We start from the raw sequence: 17,448 nt of genomic DNA on the forward strand, positions 1-17,448 counted from the left end.
CCTCACGTAAAACGCGAACGATGCGTCCGTATCTCAGGGAGGGGGTACCCATGTCATTCCGTAAACGCCTGCTCGGGGCGACCGCGATTCTCGCCGGTCTGTCCGCCGCTCCGCTCGCCGCGCCGGCGATCGCCCAGGAGGCCGAGGCTTCCGATTCGTCCCAGGGCGAGGTGATTCTCGTCACCGCCCGTCGCCGCGAGGAAAGCCTGCAGGACGTTCCGCTGTCCGTGTCGGCCTTCTCCGGCGAGGACCTGCTCGAGCTCGGCGCCCAGGACATCACCTATGTCGGCAATGTGTCGCCGAACGTGACGCTCGAGGTGTCGCGCGGCACGAACACGACGCTCACCGCCTTCATCCGCGGCATCGGCCAGCAGGACCCCGTCGCCGGTTTCGAGGCCGGAGTCGGCATCTATCTCGACGACGTCTATCTCAACCGGCCCCAGGCCGCCGTGCTCGACATCTACGACGTCGAGCGGGTCGAGGTGCTGCGCGGACCGCAGGGCACGCTGTACGGACGCAATACGGTCGGCGGCGCGGTGAAATACGTCACCGCCGGGCTGTCCGACGAGCCCGAGCTGACCACCCGGCTCAATTTCGGCACCTACAACCAGTTCGACGCGATCGTGCACGGCTCCATCCCGCTCGACGACCGGTTCCGCGTCGGCGGCGCCATTGCGCGCTTCTCGCGCGACGGCTTCGGCCAGAACTTCACGCTCGGGCGCGAGAACTACAACAAGGATGTCTGGGCGGGCCGCCTCTCGGCGGAACTCGACGTGACGCCGGATTTCCAGATCCGGGTCTCGGGCGACTACACGCAGGACAACTCGAACGCCCGGCAGGGCCACCGGCTCATCCCCGACCAGTTCCCGCCGTTCGAGTATCCGGTCCTCGACGACGTCTACCACACGCTCGCCGGGCTGAACTTCCCCGAGCAGGAGGTCGAGGCCTACGGCGGCCAGATGACGGCCGAGTGGACGATCAACGAGAACGTCACGCTCAAGAACATCGTCGCCTATCGCGAGGATGAGAGCACGACGCCGATCGACTTCGACAGCCTGCCCGAAGCGGATCTCGACGTGCCCGCCATCTACGAGAACGACCAGTTCTCCGAGGAGCTTCAGCTGCTCTACAACGGCGAGCGCACCAGCGGCGTGGTCGGCTTCTACTACCTCGACGCCAACGCCTCGACGGCCTTCGACGTCATCCTCGACACGACCGGCGACATCATCAGCCTGCCGGGCCTCACCGCGCAGACCTTCGGCGACGTCGCGACCGAGACCTGGTCGATCTTCGGCGACTTCACCTACTCGCTGACGCCCGAGATCGAGGTCTCGCTCGGCGGCCGCTACACCGAGGACGAGCGCTCTTCGCGCGTGCTGCGCACGACCTTCATCAACGGGCCCAGCGACTTCTTCGGGGGCGGCGCGATCCCGATCGCGATCACGTCGGACTTCGAGGGCAGCGAAAGCTGGACCGACTTCTCGCCGCGCGCGTCGATCTCGTGGGCGCCGAACGACACGCACAATTTCTACTTCACCTACTCGCAGGGCTTCAAAGGCGGCAGCTTCGACCCGCGGGGCCAGACCAGCGCTGCGCCGGATTTTGACGGCGACGGCACGGTCAGCGAGGACGAGATCTTCGAGTTCATGCGGTTCGATCCCGAAGAGGTCGACAGCTACGAGATCGGCTGGAAGGTCGATGTCGGCCGCTACCGTCACTCGCTGGCCTATTTCTACACCGACTACACCGACGTTCAGGTGCCCGGCTCGGTGGGCGTGGACACCGATGACGACGGCGTCGCCGACACCTTCACCGGCGTGACCACCAACGCGGGCGAAGCCGAGATCTCCGGCATCGAATATGAAGGCTACGCCCTGATCGGCGAGGACGCCCTCAGGCGCGGAGACACCTTCACGGCGAACTGGTCGCTCGGCTTCCTGGACGGCGAATACAAAGAGTTCATCGACGCCTTCGGCGATGACATCTCCGACGAGGTGGGCATCCAGAACACGCCGGACATCACCGGCAGCGCGACGCTGAACTACACCGTGCCGGTTCGCGGCGGCGACCTGTCGATCATCAACACGGTGATCTATCGCGGCGACACGCAGCAGTTCGAGCTGCCCAGCCCGATCGATCAGGAAGCCTACACGCTCTGGAACCTGAGCGCGGTCTGGACGAACGACGACGGCCGCTGGCAGGTCGGCGTGCATGGCCGCAACCTCACCGACGAGCGCTACCGCGTCGCGGGCTACGACTTTGTCGATGAAGGACCCGGCGGAACCTTCACGCCGACTCTCGGCCTTGAAGGCACTTTGACGGGATTCTACGGCGACCCCCGTACGGTGACGGCGACGATCTCCTACCGTTACTGATCGTCGCGAGACATGCGCCGCCGGCTCCGTCTCCCCGGGCCGGCGGCGTTTTTCTTTGCCATTGCAGGCGTCTCGCCTCCAAGATGCCGGCGAGGCGCTGCGATCGCCGGCGCATGACAAGAACAAGAATCCGGGGGAGGACCCATGACCGTGAGCGCTTCGCAGACGGCCGCGCACGCCGCCAAACCGCCCAGCGCGGGCTACCGGGTCTGGGCGCTGGCGATGCTCTTCATCGTCTATGCGTTCAACTTCCTGGACCGGCAGATCATCTCGATCCTCGCCGTGCCGATCCAGGAAGAGCTCGGCCTTTCCGATCGCCAGCTCGGCCTGCTGATGGGCATGGCGTTCGCCGTGCTCTACTCGACGCTCGGCGTGCCGATCGCCTGGCTGGCGGACCGGACGAACCGGACCTGGATCATCACCGTTTCGCTGACGCTCTGGTCGGGCTTCACCGCGGTGTGCGGCGTGGCGCAGAATTTCTGGCAGCTCGCGCTCGCCCGGGTCGGGGTCGGCATCGGCGAGGCGGGGGGCGTCGCGCCGTCCTATTCGCTCATCTCGGATTATTTCCCGCCCAACAGCCGCGCCCGCGCGCTCGCGATCTACTCGCTGGGAATTCCGGTCGGGTCGGCCTTCGGCGTCATCGCCGGCTCGCAGATCGCCGGGGGTAATCTCAACGAGAATCTCGACTGGCGCGCGGCCTTCATCATCGTCGGGCTCGCGGGCGTGATCATCGCGCCCATCTTCAAGCTGACGCTGCGCGAACCCAAGCGCGGCGGGCTGGACGCGCTCGCGGCCGATCCCGGCGACGGCGTCGCCGCGGAAGCCGAAGCGACCGGCGGCGAGCCGACCGAGGCGCCGGCCAAGCCGGGATTCGGCGAGGTCCTGAAGGTGCTCGCGAAGAAGCCGAGCTTCTGGCTGCTGGTGCTGGGCGCGTCGTGTTCGTCGATGATGGGCTACGGCACGTTCGCCTGGCTCCCGACCTTCTTCCGGCGCAGCTATGAGATGGGGATCATCGAGACCGGCTGGCTCTTCGGCGGCGTGGTCTTCGTCGGCGGCAGCCTCGGCATCATCATGGGCGGCGTGCTCGGCGACCTGATGGGCAAGGCCTCGAAACGCATGTATGCGATCGTGCCCGCGGCCGCGTTCCTGCTCGCCTTCCCCATGTACGTCGCGGGCACGCTCGCGCCCACGCCGCTCATAGCGTCCATCATCTTCCTGATCCCGACGGGTCTCGGCCTGGCGTGGCTTGGGCCGACGCTGTCGGCCTTCCAGCACCTGGCCCCGCCGAACATGCGCGCCATGGCGTCGTCGGTGTTCCTGCTGATCAACAATCTGCTGGGCATCGGCGTGGGGATCTACGTGCTGGGCGAGATGTCGACCCTGCTGACGCCGGCCTTCGGCAACGAGGCCCTGCGCTATTCGATCGTGATCGGCGCCGGCCTGTACCTGGTCGCGGGGCTGCTGTTCCTGCTCGCGTCCCGCACGATCGATCGCGACTGGGAGAGATAGGAAGGACGTCGATGGGCGGCGGCTTCGATCCGTTCCGGCGCCTCGCCGATCTCGAGGCGATCGAGCAGACGCCGCTCGCCGACCGTCTCGATGCGCCGGACGTCCACGGATGCCTGAAGACCGCGGCCGCGCGGCATGGCGATCGCACGGCGATCATCGACTTGGCCGATCCGGCCGATCCCGAGGCGGCGCGGTGCTGGACCTACGCCGAGGCCTTCGAGGCGATCATGCGGACGGCCAATGCGCTGTGGGCGATCGGCGGCGGCCGGCCCGTCGCCTACATGCTCCCCAACCTGGCCGAGACGCATTTCACGCTATGGGGCGCGGCCGCCGGCGCCGGCGCGGCGCCTGTCAATCCGATGCTTTCGGCCGAGGTGGTCGCCGAAATCGTCGAGGCCGCCGGGGCCGGCGCGCTGGTCACGACCGCGCCGGGGACCGAGCTCTACGACAAGGCCCAGGCGGTCCGCCGCCATCTCTCGTCGCCGATGGCGATCATTCCGCTGTCGGGTGATGACGACGCCCTCGACGCGCTGGCGGCCTCCGCGCCGGGCGAGGCGCTGCAGTTCGACCCCGGCGCCGATCCCGACCGGCCGGCGGCCTATTTCCACACCGGCGGCACGACGGGCGCGCCGAAGCTGGCCTGCCAGACGCAGATGAACCAGGCGGCCATGAGCTGGATGCTGCGGTTCGCGCTGGACCTGGGGGCCGACGACGTCGCGCTGACGGGTCTGCCGCTCTTCCACGCCAACGCCGCCCATCTCACCGGTCTGGCGCCGCTGACCGCCGGATCGACGCTCCTGCTCGCGGGACCGGACGGGTTCCGGAACAAGGCGCTGCTGGCGAATTTCTGGCGGATCGTCGAGCGCTACGGCGTGACGATGTTCTCCGGCGTGCCGACGATCTATGCGAGCTTGCTCGATCATCCCGTCGGCGAGGCGGACGTCTCGTCGCTGCGCTACGGCGTTGTCGGCGCCGCGCCCATGCCGGTGAGCGTGTTCAAGGCGTTCGAGGAACGCACGGGGATCACCATTCTCGAACTCTACGGCATGACGGAATCGACCTGCGTGTCGACCTGCAACCCGCGCGACGGCGAGCGCCGCGTGGGTTCGATCGGGCTCAGGATGCCGTATCACGATGTGAAGGTCGCCGTCGTCGACGAGGCGGGCGCGTTCGAACGGGATGCGGAGCCCGGCGAAACCGGCGTGCTGGCGCTGAAGGGCGTCACGGTCATCTCCGGCTACAAGCAGGCCGAGCGGAACGCGGGGCTTTTCCTGCCCGACGGCTGGCTCAATTCCGGCGATCTCGCGCGCCAGGACGCGGACGGCTATTTCTGGCTCACTGGCCGGGCGAAGGACCTCATCATCCGGGGCGGCCACAATATCGATCCCGGCATGATCGAGGACGCGCTCCACGCCCATCCCGACGTGGAGCTCGCCGCGGCGATCGGCCAGCCCGACGCCTATGCCGGCGAAGTCCCCGTCGCCTATGTCGTGCTGCGCGACGGCGCGACGGTCGACGAGGCGGCGCTGCTGGAGCATGCGCGCGCCCATGTCGCCGAGCGCCCGGCCGCGCCGAAGGCGGTGCGCGTGATCGAGACCATGCCGGTCACCGCCGTGGGAAAGATCTTCAAGCCGGCCCTGCGCGAGGACGCCGCGATCCGCGCCGCCCGCGCCGTGCTGGAGAACGCAGGGATCCGCGACGTCGAGCTGTCGGCGCATACCGAAAAGGCGAGGGGGCTGGTGGTCACGGCCCGCCTTCCGGACAAAGAAAACGAGCGCGCCGTTTCCGACGCGCTCGCTGAATTCAGTTTCCAGGTTGAGATCGCCGCCGATTAGGCCGCGTCGTCGGCCTTGACCGTCAGGGCGTCGACGAAGGCGCTCGCGGCGTCTTCCTGGGCGGTCTCGCCGTCGCCGGCGAAGATCTCGCCGTTGAGCGCGAGCGCGGCGACGCCGGCGACGCCTTCCTTCTCGGAGACCTCGGCGAGCAGCTCGACGGCGTCGCCGAGCGCGAAGACCGGCTTGTTGGCCTTGATGTAGTCGAGCACGAGGAGGCGGGCGTCCTGGTCCTTCATCAGCGCTTTCACGCTGGTCACGCCGCCGGGCACGAGCAGGCCGTCATAGGTGCTCGGTCCGACATCCCCGGGATGCTTGTCGACGACGAAATTCATCTCCTCGCGCTGACCGGAGCGGCCGGAAACCAGCGAACGCTGCGGGCTCACGATCATGGTGCGGAAGCCGCCGCGCTCGGCGGCGTGGGCGACGAGATTGAAATGGTCGACATCGAATCCTTCGGCGACCAGCGCGGCGATCTCGCCGGACTCGCCGACCTGTTCGAGATCGATGCGCTTCTGTCGGGGGTGTCGGTTCTGTACGGCCACTGCTCCTCCATTCGCCCGGCCGGGCGGCTGAAATTGACGTTTGTTGCGATGCGCAACAACCTAGGAAACCGCGCTGTCCAGTCAACCGTTCCCAAGTTTTTTCGCAGCAAAACGCGCCGAATCCATTGGACGAATCCATCGGTTGAACTTGATTTTTGGCGCTGTGCGACCGACTTTCCCGAATGGTTCGCCGGCGCCCTGCGGGCGAATTTCCCAGGATCGCAAGGCCTTCGCCAGAAAGGACAATCGCATGTGCGGCATAGCGGGTGAAATCCGCTTTGACGGCCGATCGCCGGACCTCGGCGCGCTCGACGCCGTCGCCGGAACGATGGTGCGCCGCGGGCCGGATGCGGCCGGGCTGCACGCGCAGGGCGCGGCCGCGCTCGCCCATCGGCGTCTGAAGATCATCGATCTTTCCGACGCCGCCCAGCAGCCGATGGTCGACGCCGAGCTCGGCCTGTCGCTGGTGTTCAACGGCTGCATCTATAATCACAAGGAGCTGCGCGCCGAGCTGGAGGCGAAGGGATACCGCTTCTTCTCGCACGGCGACAGCGAGGTGATCCTCAAGGCCTATCACTGCTGGGGCGAGGATTTCGTCCAGCGCCTCAACGGCATGTTCGTCTTCGCCATCGTCGAGCGCGACAGCGGCCGGGTGCTGATCGGCCGCGACCGGCTGGGCATCAAGCCCTTCTATTACGCCGCCGACGGGAACGCCTTCCGCTTCGCGTCGACCCTGCCGGCGCTGCTGGCCTTTTCCGACGTCGATCGCAGCCTCGACGCGGACGCGCTCGCATTCTACTTCACCTTCCATGCGGTCGTCCCGCCGCCCTGGACGCTGGTGAAGGGCGTGCGAAAGCTGCCGCCGGCCACGCTGATGCGCATCGAGCCCGACGGGCGGACGCAGGCGCGGCGCTACTGGGACGTCGCGTTCGGCCCGCGTGACGACGAGCAGGGCCTGTCGGCCGACGACTGGAAAGAGCGCGTCGCCGACAGCCTGCGCCTGGCGGTCAAGCGCCGCCTCGTCGCGGACGTGCCGGTGGGCGTCCTGCTGTCGGGCGGGCTGGATTCCTCGCTGATCGTGGGCCTGCTCGCCGAGGCGGGACAGACGGGGCTCAAGACCTTCTCGATCGGTTTCGAGAGCGTCGGCGAGGAGCGCGGCGACGAGTTCCAGTACTCCGACATCGTCGCCGAACGCTTCGCCACGGATCACCACAAGATCGAGATCGACACCGCCCGCGCGCTGCCCGCGCTCGAGGACGCCGTCGCGGCGATGTCCGAGCCGATGACGAGCCATGACTGCGTCGGCTTCTACCTGCTGTCGGCGGAGGTCTCGAAGCAGGTGAAGGTCGTCCAGTCCGGCCAGGGCGCCGACGAGATCTTCGCGGGGTATCACTGGTATCCGCCGATGCTGGACGCCAACGATCCGCTGGCGGCGTACGCTCAGGCCTTCTTCGATCGCGATCGCGCCGAGATGGGCGAGCTTCTCCAGGAACGCTGGCTGGACGGCGACCTGCCGCGCGAGTTCGTCGCCGAGCATTTCGGCCGGCCCGGGGCCGAGCGGCCCATCGACAAGGCGCTCCGCCTCGACACCGAGGTCATGCTCGTCGATGATCCGGTCAAGCGCGTCGACAACATGACCATGGCCTGGGGGCTTGAGGCGCGGGTGCCCTTCCTCGACCATGAGGTCGTCGAGACGGCGGCGCGCGTGCCCGCCGAGCTGAAGACCGCCGAGGGCGGAAAGGGCATACTCAAGCAGGTGGCCCGCGATGTGATCCCGCACGAGGTGATCGACCGGCCGAAGGGATACTTCCCGGTGCCGGCGCTGAAATATCTTCGCGGGCCGTATCTCGAGCGGGTGCGCGACGCGGTTACCTCGAAGCGGTTCTCCGAGAAGGGGATCGTCCAGCCGGACTATCTTGAGCGGCTGTTCGAGGATCCCGGGGCGCACATCACGCCGCTGCGCGGCTCGAAGCTCTACCAGATCGGATTGCTGGCGATGTGGATGGAAGCTCACGGCGTTTGAGAAGGCGAACGGATTGAAGAGCAGCGACCAACCGCGCAAGGCGCTCCGCCACCGGCTGAAGCGACTGCGCGACGAGGGCCTCAAGGACCCGATCGACGATCGGGACGGCGGGGACGCGCCCAGGAAGAACGCCTGGATCGATGTCGGCTGGGGCCGGCTGATCTTCGCCCAGACGTTCGAGAACGCGGACGATCTCGTCGAGGTTTTGCAGAACGAGGAGTCCGAAAAGCGCGACATCGCCTTCTATGTCCGCGACCCGCACGTCGTCCTCGCCGCAGGACCGCAGGAAGTCTTTCTCGACCCGTCGCACACCTATCGCATCGACCTGGCGACCTACCGGGCGTCGCGGCAGCGCCAGACCGGCTATTTCGTCCGCCGTCTCTGCTCCGAGGCTGACGCGGTCGCGGTCAATGCGATCTACGCCGCGCGCGGCATGGTTCAGGTCGATCCCTCCTTCTTCTGGCGGCAGCGCGACAATCGCACGCTGACCTTTCTCGTCTGCGAGGACGAGCAGACCGGGGAGATTCTGGGCTCGGTCACCGGGGTCGATCACGAGCGCGCCTTCGGCGATCCCCAGCACGGCTCCTCGCTCTGGTGTCTCGCCGTTTCGCCGACGGCGGCCCATCCGGGCATCGGCGAAGCGCTGGTGCGCCGCCTGATCGAGTTGTTCAAGGCGCGCGGTTGCTCGTTCATGGACCTGTCGGTGCTGCACGACAACGAGTCCGCCATCGCGCTCTACGAGAAGCTGGGTTTCAAGCGGCTGCCCTTCTTCACGCTCAAGCGGAAGAACGTCATCAATGAACCGCTCTTCATCGGCCCGCCGCCGGAGGAGCAGCTCAATGCCTACGCCCGGATCATCGTCGACGAGGCGCGCCGTCGCGGGATCGGCTGCCAGGTGATCGACGCCGAGGGCGGCTTCTTCAAGCTCACCTACGGGGGGCGCTCGATCGTGTGCCGGGAGTCGCTGAGCGAACTGACGAGCGCGGTGGCGATGAGCTGGTGCGACGACAAGGCCGCCACGCGCCGCCTGATCGAGAACGCCGGCGTGGCCGCGCCGCGGCAGACCTCGCTGACGCAGGGCGACGCTGCGCCGGTCGAATTTCTCGAGGCGTGCGGGACGGTCGTGGTCAAGCCGGCCCGAGGCGAGCAGGGCCGCGGCGTCGTGGTCGGCGTCGAGACCGAGGACGAACTGCGAGAAGCCATCGAGGCGGCTTTCGAGCTCGACTCCCAGGTGATCGTCGAGGAGTTCGTCGAAGGCGAGGACCTGCGCGTCGTGGTGATCAACAACGAGGTCGTCGCCGCGGCGCTGCGAAAGCCGCCGGTGGTCACCGGCGACGGCCGGCGCTCGCTGAAGGAGCTGGTCGAAAGCCTGAGCCGGCGCCGAGCGGCTGCGACCCAGGGCGAGTCCGTCATCCCGCTCGACGCCGAGACCGAGCGCTGCCTCACCGCGGCCGGCTGGAGCTGGGAGGACGTGCCGAAGAAGGGCGAGCGCATCCGCGTGCGCAAGACCGCCAATCTCCACACGGGCGGCGCGCTCCACGACGTCACCGACACGCTGCACCCCGAGATCGCGACAAGCGCGGTGGCCGTCGCGCGCGCGATCGACATTCCCGTCGTCGGGGTGGATTTCATCGTCGACGCGCCCGATCGTCCCGACCATGTCTTCATCGAGGCGAACGAGCGGCCGGGGCTGGCCAATCACGAGCCGCAGCCGACCGCCGAGCGCTTCATCGACCTTCTGTTTCCGCTTTCCGCCATTCGCCACGACGCTTCAGAGGCCACTGCTTGACCGTGATCGACGACCGATATCTCAAGGACATTCTCCAGCGCTTGCTCGAGACGCCGAGCCCGACCGGGTATACCGACGAAATCGTACGCCTGTGCTGCAAGGAGCTGGCCGATCTCGGCGTCGAGTACGAATTGACCCGCCGGGGCGCCATCCGGGCGCGCATCCCCGGCGAGGAGCAGATGCCCGCGCGCGCGGTCATCGCCCATGTCGACACGCTTGGCGCGCAGGTGAAGGCGCTCAAGGAGAACGGGCGACTCGAGGTCGTTCCGATCGGGCACTGGTCGGCGCGCTTCGCCGAGGGCGCGCGCTGCACGGTGTTCAGCATCGATCACGGCGCGTTTCGCGGGACGATCCTGCCGCTGAAGGCGTCGGGACACACCTTCAACGAGGAAATCGACACCCAGCCGGTCGCCTGGACCAATCTCGAGGTGCGGCCCGACGTGGTGGCGGAAAGCAAGGCCGACCTGGAGGCGCTCGGGTTTCACATCGGCGACTTCGTCGCGATCGATCCGCAGCCGGAGATGCTCGACAACGGGTTCGTCGTCTCCCGCCACCTGGACGACAAGGGCGGCGTGGCGGCGATGTTCGCCGCGCTCAAGGCGCTCGTCGAAGGCGATGGCAAGGTCCCGGTCGACACCTATTTCCTGCTGACGATCTCCGAGGAGATCGGCCACGGCGCGAGCGGCATCCTCACCAAGGACATCACCGCGATGGTGACCATCGACAACGGCACCCAGGCGCCGGGGCAGAACAGCCGCGAGTTCGGCGCCACGATCGCCATGGCCGACCAGACCGGCCCGTTCGACTATCACCTGACCCAGAAGCTGCTGCGCCTGTGCGAGGACGAGAATATCGACCACCAGCGCGACATCTTCCGCTACTACCGCTCGGATTCGGCGAGCGCCATCGAGTCCGGCGAGGATGTCCGAACCGCGCTGCTGACCTTCGGCATCGACGCCTCGCATGGCTATGAGCGCATCCACATGCATGCGCTGCATTCGGTGGCGCGGCTCATCCACGCCTACGCCCATTCCGACGTCGAAATCCCGCGCGACAAGGAGGAGCTCTCCTCGATCAGCGGCTTCACCGACCAGCCCATGGAGCCCGCCGAGGAGACCAGCTGGGACGGCCGCGACGAGCCGCCGGAGCCGCCCCAGGCTGAATAGGCCGGGCGTCGGCTCAGGCCGCTTTCACGCCCTTGGTGAACTTCTCGACTTCCTCGCTCAGCTCGTTCGAATGCTGCGCGAGGCCCTTGGCGGCGGCGAGGACCTGTTCGGCCGCCGCGCCTGTCTTGCCCGCGCCTTTTTCGACATCGACGATGCTGCCGGTCACCTGTTCGGTGCCCTGGGCGGCCTCGTGGACATTCCGAGAGATTTCGTTGGTCGTCGCGTCCTGCTCCTCCATGGCGCCGGCGATGGCGCTGGCGATGCCGGCCATCTCCTCGATGACCTTCGAGATTTCGTCGATCGCCGAGACGGCTTCGGTGGTCGAATCCTGGATCCCGTTGATCTGGGAGGCGATCTCTTCGGTCGCCTTGGTGGTCTGCTCGGCCAGCGACTTCACCTCGCTGGCGACGACGGCGAAGCCCTTGCCGGCTTCGCCGGCGCGGGCGGCCTCGATGGTGGCGTTGAGCGCGAGCAGGTTGGTCTGTTCGGCCACCTGCTCGATCAGGGTGACGATTTCGCCGATCCGCTTGGCGTCCGTGGCAAGCCCCTGGACGACTTCGTCGGTTTTCTGGGCGCTCGTGACGGCGCGCCCGGCGATGTCGGACGACTGTGCGGCCTGCGTCGAGATTTCCCGGATCGAGGCGGCGAGTTCCTCCGTCGCGGTGGCTACCGTCTGAACGTTAGACGAAGTCTGGCCCGCCGCGCTCGCCACCGACGCCGAGTTCTGATTCGTCTCGTCGGCGGTTTCGGTCATCGATGTCGCGCTTGTCTCGAGCTCTTCGGCCGCCGTCGAGAGATTGCGCACGAGCGCGCCCACGGCGTCTTCGAATTTCGTGGTCAGATCGTTGATCTTCTGCGCCCGTTGCATCTTGGCTTCGTTCTCGGCCTCCTGCTCGGCGGCCATGCGGCGGTTCTCGATCAGGTTCTGGCGGAACACCTCGACGGCGCGGGCCAGGGCGCCGACCTCGTCGGTCCGATCGAGCGCCGGGACGGTGAGGTCCGTATCGCCTTCCGCCAACCGCCCGGTGGTGTCGGCCATCCGGCGCAGCGGACCGGCGATGCGGGCGCCGGCGATCCAGAACGAGAATCCGGCGATCGCGACGCCGACCAGCAGCAGGGCGAACTGGCCGATCAGCGTCCGCGTCGCCGTGGCGCTGGTCCGGTCGGCCAGATCGGCGGTCGCATCGCCGACGGCATCGCTAAGGGCGAGGATCGTGTCGATGGCGCCTGTCGCTTCCTCGATCCATTCCGAGCCTGTGAGAGGATAGGAGTCACCAGCCGCGCCCGCCGCGTAGACTCGCTCGCGAACCGACTGGAACTCCTGCATGAAACCCTGCCGCACGCCGCGAATGGCCTGCTGGACCTCTTCGGGCGTGTTGTCCTGGGCGCCGTAGGCCTCGACCACGGCCCACGCCAGCTCGACGCGTCCCCGGTACTCTGCCAGCTGCTGAAGCGCGTCGGCGTCCAGCGGCTCCCCCGATGCGATCCGGGCGCCGAGGGCGGCCCGTTCGCGTCCGGCGAATTCGCTCATGACCCAGACGAAATGCTTGATCGACTGCAGCTCCGCGATCTGGGCCTGTTCGTCCTCGATCCGGTATTGGGCGGCGACCCGAAGATCCTGGCTGGCTTCGATGAGCCCGGTGAGCGCGGCGACGGCTTCACCGCCGAGCGACGGGTCGCGCTGGCTGCCGAAGCGCTCAAGGCCATCATCGACGCGCCGACGGACGGCCGCCAGCGAGTCGCGCGCCTCGACGACGTCGCGGAACTCGGCCAGCTCGGCGCCGCCGCTCGTGCGGAGCCGCTCCAAGGCGCGCGCGAGGGCCGCGTCGCCGTCGCGCCGGCGTTGATCGATGCTGCTCCGCTGCGTGTCGCCGGCGGGCGCGTCGTTGTTGAGCGCGGTGTTGGTGAGGCCGCGTTCGACCGCCCAGTTGCCGGCGGCGACGAGCAGCAGGTCGGCGGTGGCGTTGGCGTCGCTGGTGAGTTGCGCCCGCGACCGGTCCTGCAGCGCAGAGAAGCTGAGGCTAAGCGTGACCCCGACGAGCATCACCGTCAGCGCGGTGATGACGGCGAACAGCAATGTGCGAAGCGTGAATCGATTCAACATAAAGATGGCCTTCCAGATTCGATCCTAAGAGCGCCCGCGTCGCCGACGAGGAATCGTCGGAGGCCTCGAGCGCGAATTTTCTATTTCAGGGAGGGTCTCGGTTTATCAGCGGTTAATGCCGGGTAATACGCGAATTCATGGCTACGACAGAAAGAGTTTGCGGCTATCTGCAGCGTCCGCTTGTATCAGTGCGATAACACGCTATATCGGCCTTCTCGAATGAGGAGGCGCCGATGAATGCGCGACAGAACACCCCCAGGGGGCCGGCCGGCGGTCCGGCCGATATCGACGCGCTTTGCGAGGCGCTGCTCGTGCTGCGCACGGCCGACGAGGCGAAGCGTTTCCTGATGGACCTCGCCACGCCGGGCGAACTCGCCGCGCTCGCCGAGCGCTGGCGGGTGGCGCTGATGCTCGACGCCGGCGAGAAGTCCTATCGCGAGATCAGCGCCGAGACCGGGGTCAGCACGACGACTGTGACGCGCGTGGCGCGGTTTCTCTCCCAGGAGCCCCACCAGGGCTATCGCCTCGTGCTCGACCGGCTGAGGGAGACGGCGTAATGACCGGTTCGCGACTGACGCTCGGTGTGCAGAAGAAGGGCCGCCTCGCCGAAGGCGGCATGGAGCTTGTCCGCCGCGCCGGGGTGAAGCTCGCCTGGGGGCGTGACGAACTGATGCGCCGGGCGGAGAACCTGCCGCTGGATCTCATGCTTATCCGCGACGACGACATCCCGAACTTCGTCGCCAGCGGGGCGTGCGATTACGGGATTGTCGGCGAGAACGTGCTGTACGAGGCCCAGGCGCGATCGCCGCGCATAGCCGGGCTCGAGACAGTCATGAAGCTCGGCTACGCCCGTTGCCGGTTGAAGCTCGCCTCGCCGAAGGACGGCGAGGTCCGCGCCGTGGACGATCTCGCCGGGCGCACTGTGGCCACCAGCTATCCCAGTCTGACGGAGCGCTTCCTGAACGAACGCGGCGTCGACGCCGAGATCGTCGAGATGAGCGGCTCGGTCGAGATCGCGCCGCGGATGGGCATCGCCGACGCGATCTGCGATCTCGTCTCGAGCGGCGCGACGCTGGAGGCCAACGGCCTCGCCGCGTTCGAGACCGTGCTCGAGAGCGAGGCGGTGCTGATCCGCGCGCCGCGGTCGAAATCCGCCGAGATCGAGTCCACCGCCGAATTGCTCGTCGAGCGGTTCAAGGGCGTGATCGCCTCGCGGCAGACGAAATACATCCTCCTGAACGCGCCGAAGGACCGGCTGGAGGACGTGCGCGCCGTGCTGCCCGGCTCGGACGCGCCGACGGTCGCGCCGGTGGTCGGCCGCGACGACGTCGTCGCCGTCCACGCCGTGTGCACCGAGGAGGTGTTCTGGTCGACGCTGGAAAAGCTCAAGGCGGTCGGGGCGCGCTCGATCCTCGTCATGCCGATCGAAAAGATGATGGCCTGAAACGATGCTGCACTCAGTGGTCTGGAAAACCGCGGACGCCCGGCGGCGCGCCGACGCGCTCGCCCGGCCGAGCGCGCGCGAGGACGCCGAGGCGACCGTCGCGCGCATCCTCGCCGCTGTTCGCGAACGCGGAGAGGCGGCGGTGCGCGAGTACGCCGAACGCTTCGACGGCTGGGCGCCGGCGGACGGATTCCGTGTGCCGGTCGAGGAGATGGATGCGGCCGAACGCGCGCTTTCCGACACTGACCGGCGGGCGATCCTGGACGCCGCCGACGCCGTCAGGCGTTTCCACGCCGAGCAGGGGTATCGGGCATATTCGTCCCAGACATGGCCGGGGACCACGGCGGAGCGCCGGGTGACGCCGATCGAAACGGCGGGGCTTTACATTCCCGCCGGCACGGCGCCGCTGGTCTCGACGGTGATCATGCTCGCCGTCCCCGCGCAGCTGGCCGGCGTGCCGCGCATCGCCGCGATCGCGCCGCCGCGCAAGGGCGCCGGCGTCGAGCCCACCGTGCTCGCTGCGGCGCGCCTCCTCGGACTCGACGAGGTCTACGCGATCGGCGGGGCCCACGGGATCGCTGCGCTGGGTTACGGGATCGCCGGTTTGCCGAAGGCCGACAAGATCTTCGGTCCGGGCAACGCCTGGGTCGCCGCGGCCAAGGCCGCGCTCGCCCGCGAGCCGGGCGGGCCTGCGGTGGACCTGCCCGCCGGGCCGAGCGAGGTGATGGTTATCGCCGATGACGGCGCCGACCCGGAGCTGGTGGCGGCCGATCTCCTGAGCCAGGCCGAACACGACGTCCTCGCCCAGGTCGTGCTGGTCGCCTGGTCGAAGCCGTTCGTCTCACTGGTCCGCGACGCCGTCGAACGCGGACTCGCCGGTTTGCCGCGGGCGCAGGTCGCGCGCGCCGCGCTGGCGACGTCTTGCGCGATCCTCGTGTCTGGTGACGCAGAGGCCGCCGAAGTCGCCGACGCGTATGCGCCCGAGCACCTGATCATACAGACCGGCGATCCCCGCGCGCTCTCGGACAAGGTGCGCAATGCGGGCTCGATCTTCCTCGGTCCGTGGACTCCGGAGGCGGCCGGTGATTACGCCGCCGGCCCCAATCACGCCCTGCCGACGGCGGGGGCGGCGCGCGTCCATGGCGGGGTCACCGTGGAGATGTTCCAGAAGACCACCACCGTGCTCGAGATGTCGCCGGAGGGCGCGCGTGCCATGGGACCGACGGTGGAGCGGCTGGCCGCGCTGGAGGGGCTCGACGCGCATGGGCGCGCCATGGCGCTGCGCCGCCGGAAATCGGAGGCTGAGGAATGACGGCGCGGCTTGATCTCTCCCGTTCGCCCGCGGACCGTCGGCGTGCGGACGCCGAAGCGCTGCGCGCGCGGGCGGCGGCGTTTCTCGATTGCGACGCCGAGCGGCTCGCGCTCGCCGCCTCGCCGGCGGAAGCTCGCGCCGTCCTCGCCTCGGCCGGCGCGGATCGCATTGTCGATCTCACGGCTCTCGGGCCCGCCGCGCTCGTCGATGCGCCTGACGCCGCCCCGGCGCTGATCCGGCTGGGACCGGACGCCGCGCCGCTGACCGTCGTCCTGTGTCGCGATGAGGAGGAAGCGAACCGTCTCTCCGAACGCTTGTTCGAGCCCGCCGGGGCGCTCATCAAGGCGGGCCTCGGCGCGCTCGCGCCCGCCGCGCGCGATCAGGCCGCCGCCGAGGCGGCGGAGCGCCAGGCGCTGCTCGACGCCGCCAGCGCCTGGCTGGCCGCGGACGACTCTGTCGCCGCCGCGCGCGCCGACGCCGAGGGCCTCGTCCTGGAGCCGGCCGGCGACCCGGCCGAGATGGAAGCCGTGCTCGACCGGCTGGGCCTGAGCCTGGCGCGAAAGGGCGATCGCTTCGTCGCGTCCGTTCCCGACCTGGTGACCGCGCGCGCGCTCGCCGGCTGGCTCGGACTGAACGCGAGCCGGACGGCGCTGATCCGGCGCTCGACGAAGGAGACCGATATCGCGGTGCGCGTCGATCTTGACGGCGAGGGCGCGCGCATCGCCACGGGCGTGAACTTCTTCGACCATATGCTCGAGCAGATCGCCCGCCACGCCGGGATCGCCCTCGATGTGAGCTGCGAGGGCGATGTCGAGGTCGACGCCCACCACACCATCGAGGATGTGTGTCTTGCGCTCGGCGCGGCGCTGAAAGAGGCGCTCGGCGACAAGCGCGGGCTCGGCCGGTTCGGCTTCGCGCTGCCGATGGACGAGACTCGCGCCGGGGTCTGGATCGATCTCTCCGGCCGGCCCTACTGCCGCTTCGACGGAACGATCCCCGGCGAGCGCGTGGGCGACTTTCCCGTCGAGATGGCGCCGCACGCCTTCCGCTCGCTTTCGGAGTCGCTGCAGGTGGCCATCCATGTCGAGGTCGACGGCGAGAACGCCCACCACATGATCGAGAGCTGTTTCAAGGCGTTCGGCCGGGCGCTGCGCCAGGCCGTGCGGGTCGAGGGCGACGCGCTGCCCACGACCAAGGGGGTGCTGTGATGGCTTTCTGCGCTGGCATGGCGGTTTTTTCCCTCCCCTTGAGGGGAGGGCCAGGGTGGGGTGGCCGCATTGGCGTCGACCATCGCTTCCCCCCACCCCGACCCTCCCCCGAGGGGGAGGGAGGCCGATTGCGCGCGTGTC

12 protein-coding genes are annotated in these 17,448 nt (G+C 68.4%); 10 read left to right on the forward strand and 2 right to left on the reverse strand.

Annotated elements, in window-relative coordinates:
* Positions 1-50 precede the first annotated feature (50 nt).
* The 3 genes from DDZ18_RS04940 (at position 51) to DDZ18_RS04950 (ending at position 5,719) form a co-directional block, all read left to right on the forward strand.
* Positions 51-2,375: a TonB-dependent receptor gene (locus DDZ18_RS04940; protein ID WP_233245715.1), complete on the forward strand. Its 2,325-nt coding sequence runs from the start codon at positions 51-53 to the stop codon at positions 2,373-2,375.
* Between the two features lie 144 nt (positions 2,376-2,519).
* Positions 2,520-3,884 (forward strand): spinster family MFS transporter, encoded by a 1,365-nt coding sequence (locus DDZ18_RS04945; protein WP_109252278.1) that lies wholly within the window; start codon positions 2,520-2,522, stop codon positions 3,882-3,884.
* 11 nt (positions 3,885-3,895) lie between these two features.
* On the forward strand, positions 3,896-5,719 hold the full coding sequence (locus DDZ18_RS04950) for an acyl-CoA synthetase (protein ID WP_109252279.1): 1,824 nt from the start codon (positions 3,896-3,898) through the stop codon (positions 5,717-5,719).
* On the opposite strand, the gene DDZ18_RS04955 is transcribed toward DDZ18_RS04950, so the two are convergent.
* A complete protein-coding gene (locus DDZ18_RS04955; protein ID WP_109252280.1) occupies positions 5,716-6,261 on the reverse strand; it encodes a DJ-1/PfpI family protein in 546 nt (181 codons plus the stop codon). The genes DDZ18_RS04950 and DDZ18_RS04955 overlap by 4 nt on opposite strands.
* A 250-nt stretch (positions 6,262-6,511) precedes the next feature.
* On the opposite strand from DDZ18_RS04955, the gene DDZ18_RS04960 reads away from it, so the two are divergent.
* From DDZ18_RS04960 to DDZ18_RS04970, 3 genes are read left to right on the forward strand one after another with little or no spacing between them, the layout of a single operon-like run.
* The gene (locus DDZ18_RS04960) at positions 6,512-8,284 is read left to right on the forward strand and encodes an N-acetylglutaminylglutamine amidotransferase (RefSeq protein ID WP_109252281.1); all 1,773 of its coding nucleotides are present in this window, start codon (positions 6,512-6,514) and stop codon (positions 8,282-8,284) included.
* A gap of 13 nt (positions 8,285-8,297) precedes the next feature.
* Positions 8,298-10,073: an N-acetylglutaminylglutamine synthetase gene (gene ngg / locus DDZ18_RS04965; protein WP_109252282.1), complete on the forward strand. Its 1,776-nt coding sequence runs from the start codon at positions 8,298-8,300 to the stop codon at positions 10,071-10,073.
* Positions 10,070-11,239 (forward strand): osmoprotectant NAGGN system M42 family peptidase, encoded by a 1,170-nt coding sequence (locus DDZ18_RS04970; protein WP_109252283.1) that lies wholly within the window; start codon positions 10,070-10,072, stop codon positions 11,237-11,239. The genes ngg and DDZ18_RS04970 overlap by 4 nt, the downstream gene beginning before the upstream one ends.
* Before the next feature lie 13 nt (positions 11,240-11,252).
* Here the strand turns inward: DDZ18_RS04970 and DDZ18_RS04975 are convergent, their stop codons facing one another.
* A complete protein-coding gene (locus DDZ18_RS04975; RefSeq protein ID WP_146190612.1) occupies positions 11,253-13,316 on the reverse strand; it encodes a methyl-accepting chemotaxis protein in 2,064 nt (687 codons plus the stop codon).
* Positions 13,317-13,576: 260 nt separating this feature from the next.
* Here DDZ18_RS04975 and DDZ18_RS04980 point away from each other — a divergent pair, with 260 nt between their 5' ends.
* Genes DDZ18_RS04980 through hisB form a run of 4 tightly spaced genes read left to right on the forward strand, consistent with a single transcriptional unit; the run spans position 13,577 to position 17,307 of the window.
* Positions 13,577-13,900, forward strand: coding sequence for a YerC/YecD family TrpR-related protein (locus DDZ18_RS04980; protein ID WP_109252285.1), 324 nt, complete (start codon positions 13,577-13,579; stop codon positions 13,898-13,900).
* Positions 13,900-14,787, forward strand: coding sequence for an ATP phosphoribosyltransferase (hisG, locus tag DDZ18_RS04985; RefSeq protein ID WP_109252286.1), 888 nt, complete (start codon positions 13,900-13,902; stop codon positions 14,785-14,787). Before DDZ18_RS04980 ends, hisG begins: the two co-directional genes overlap by 1 nt.
* Before the next feature lie 16 nt (positions 14,788-14,803).
* On the forward strand, positions 14,804-16,099 hold the full coding sequence (hisD, locus tag DDZ18_RS04990; RefSeq protein ID WP_233245716.1) for a histidinol dehydrogenase: 1,296 nt from the start codon (positions 14,804-14,806) through the stop codon (positions 16,097-16,099).
* A complete protein-coding gene (gene hisB, locus DDZ18_RS13960; RefSeq protein WP_199241130.1) occupies positions 16,096-17,307 on the forward strand; it encodes an imidazoleglycerol-phosphate dehydratase HisB in 1,212 nt (403 codons plus the stop codon). Before hisD ends, hisB begins: the two co-directional genes overlap by 4 nt.
* Positions 17,308-17,448: the final 141 nt, after the last annotated feature.

It is taken from the genome of Marinicauda salina, assembly GCF_003122085.1.
Classification (GTDB): Bacteria; Pseudomonadota; Alphaproteobacteria; order Caulobacterales; family Maricaulaceae; genus Maricicauda_A; species Maricicauda_A salina.

What these genes read in the sequence shown, in the direction of transcription:
- DDZ18_RS04980 (WP_109252285.1), top strand. Translation starts at nt 13,577, where the DNA reads ATGAATGCGCGACAGAACACCCCCAGGGGGCCGGCCGGCGGTCCGGCC.
- DDZ18_RS04945 (WP_109252278.1), top strand. Translation starts at nt 2,520, where the DNA reads ATGACCGTGAGCGCTTCGCAGACGGCCGCGCACGCCGCCAAACCGCCC.
- DDZ18_RS04950 (WP_109252279.1), top strand. Translation starts at nt 3,896, where the DNA reads ATGGGCGGCGGCTTCGATCCGTTCCGGCGCCTCGCCGATCTCGAGGCG.
- DDZ18_RS04960 (WP_109252281.1), top strand. Translation starts at nt 6,512, where the DNA reads ATGTGCGGCATAGCGGGTGAAATCCGCTTTGACGGCCGATCGCCGGAC.
- DDZ18_RS04940 (WP_233245715.1), top strand. Translation starts at nt 51, where the DNA reads ATGTCATTCCGTAAACGCCTGCTCGGGGCGACCGCGATTCTCGCCGGT.
- hisB (WP_199241130.1), top strand. Translation starts at nt 16,096, where the DNA reads ATGACGGCGCGGCTTGATCTCTCCCGTTCGCCCGCGGACCGTCGGCGT.
- hisG (WP_109252286.1), top strand. Translation starts at nt 13,900, where the DNA reads ATGACCGGTTCGCGACTGACGCTCGGTGTGCAGAAGAAGGGCCGCCTC.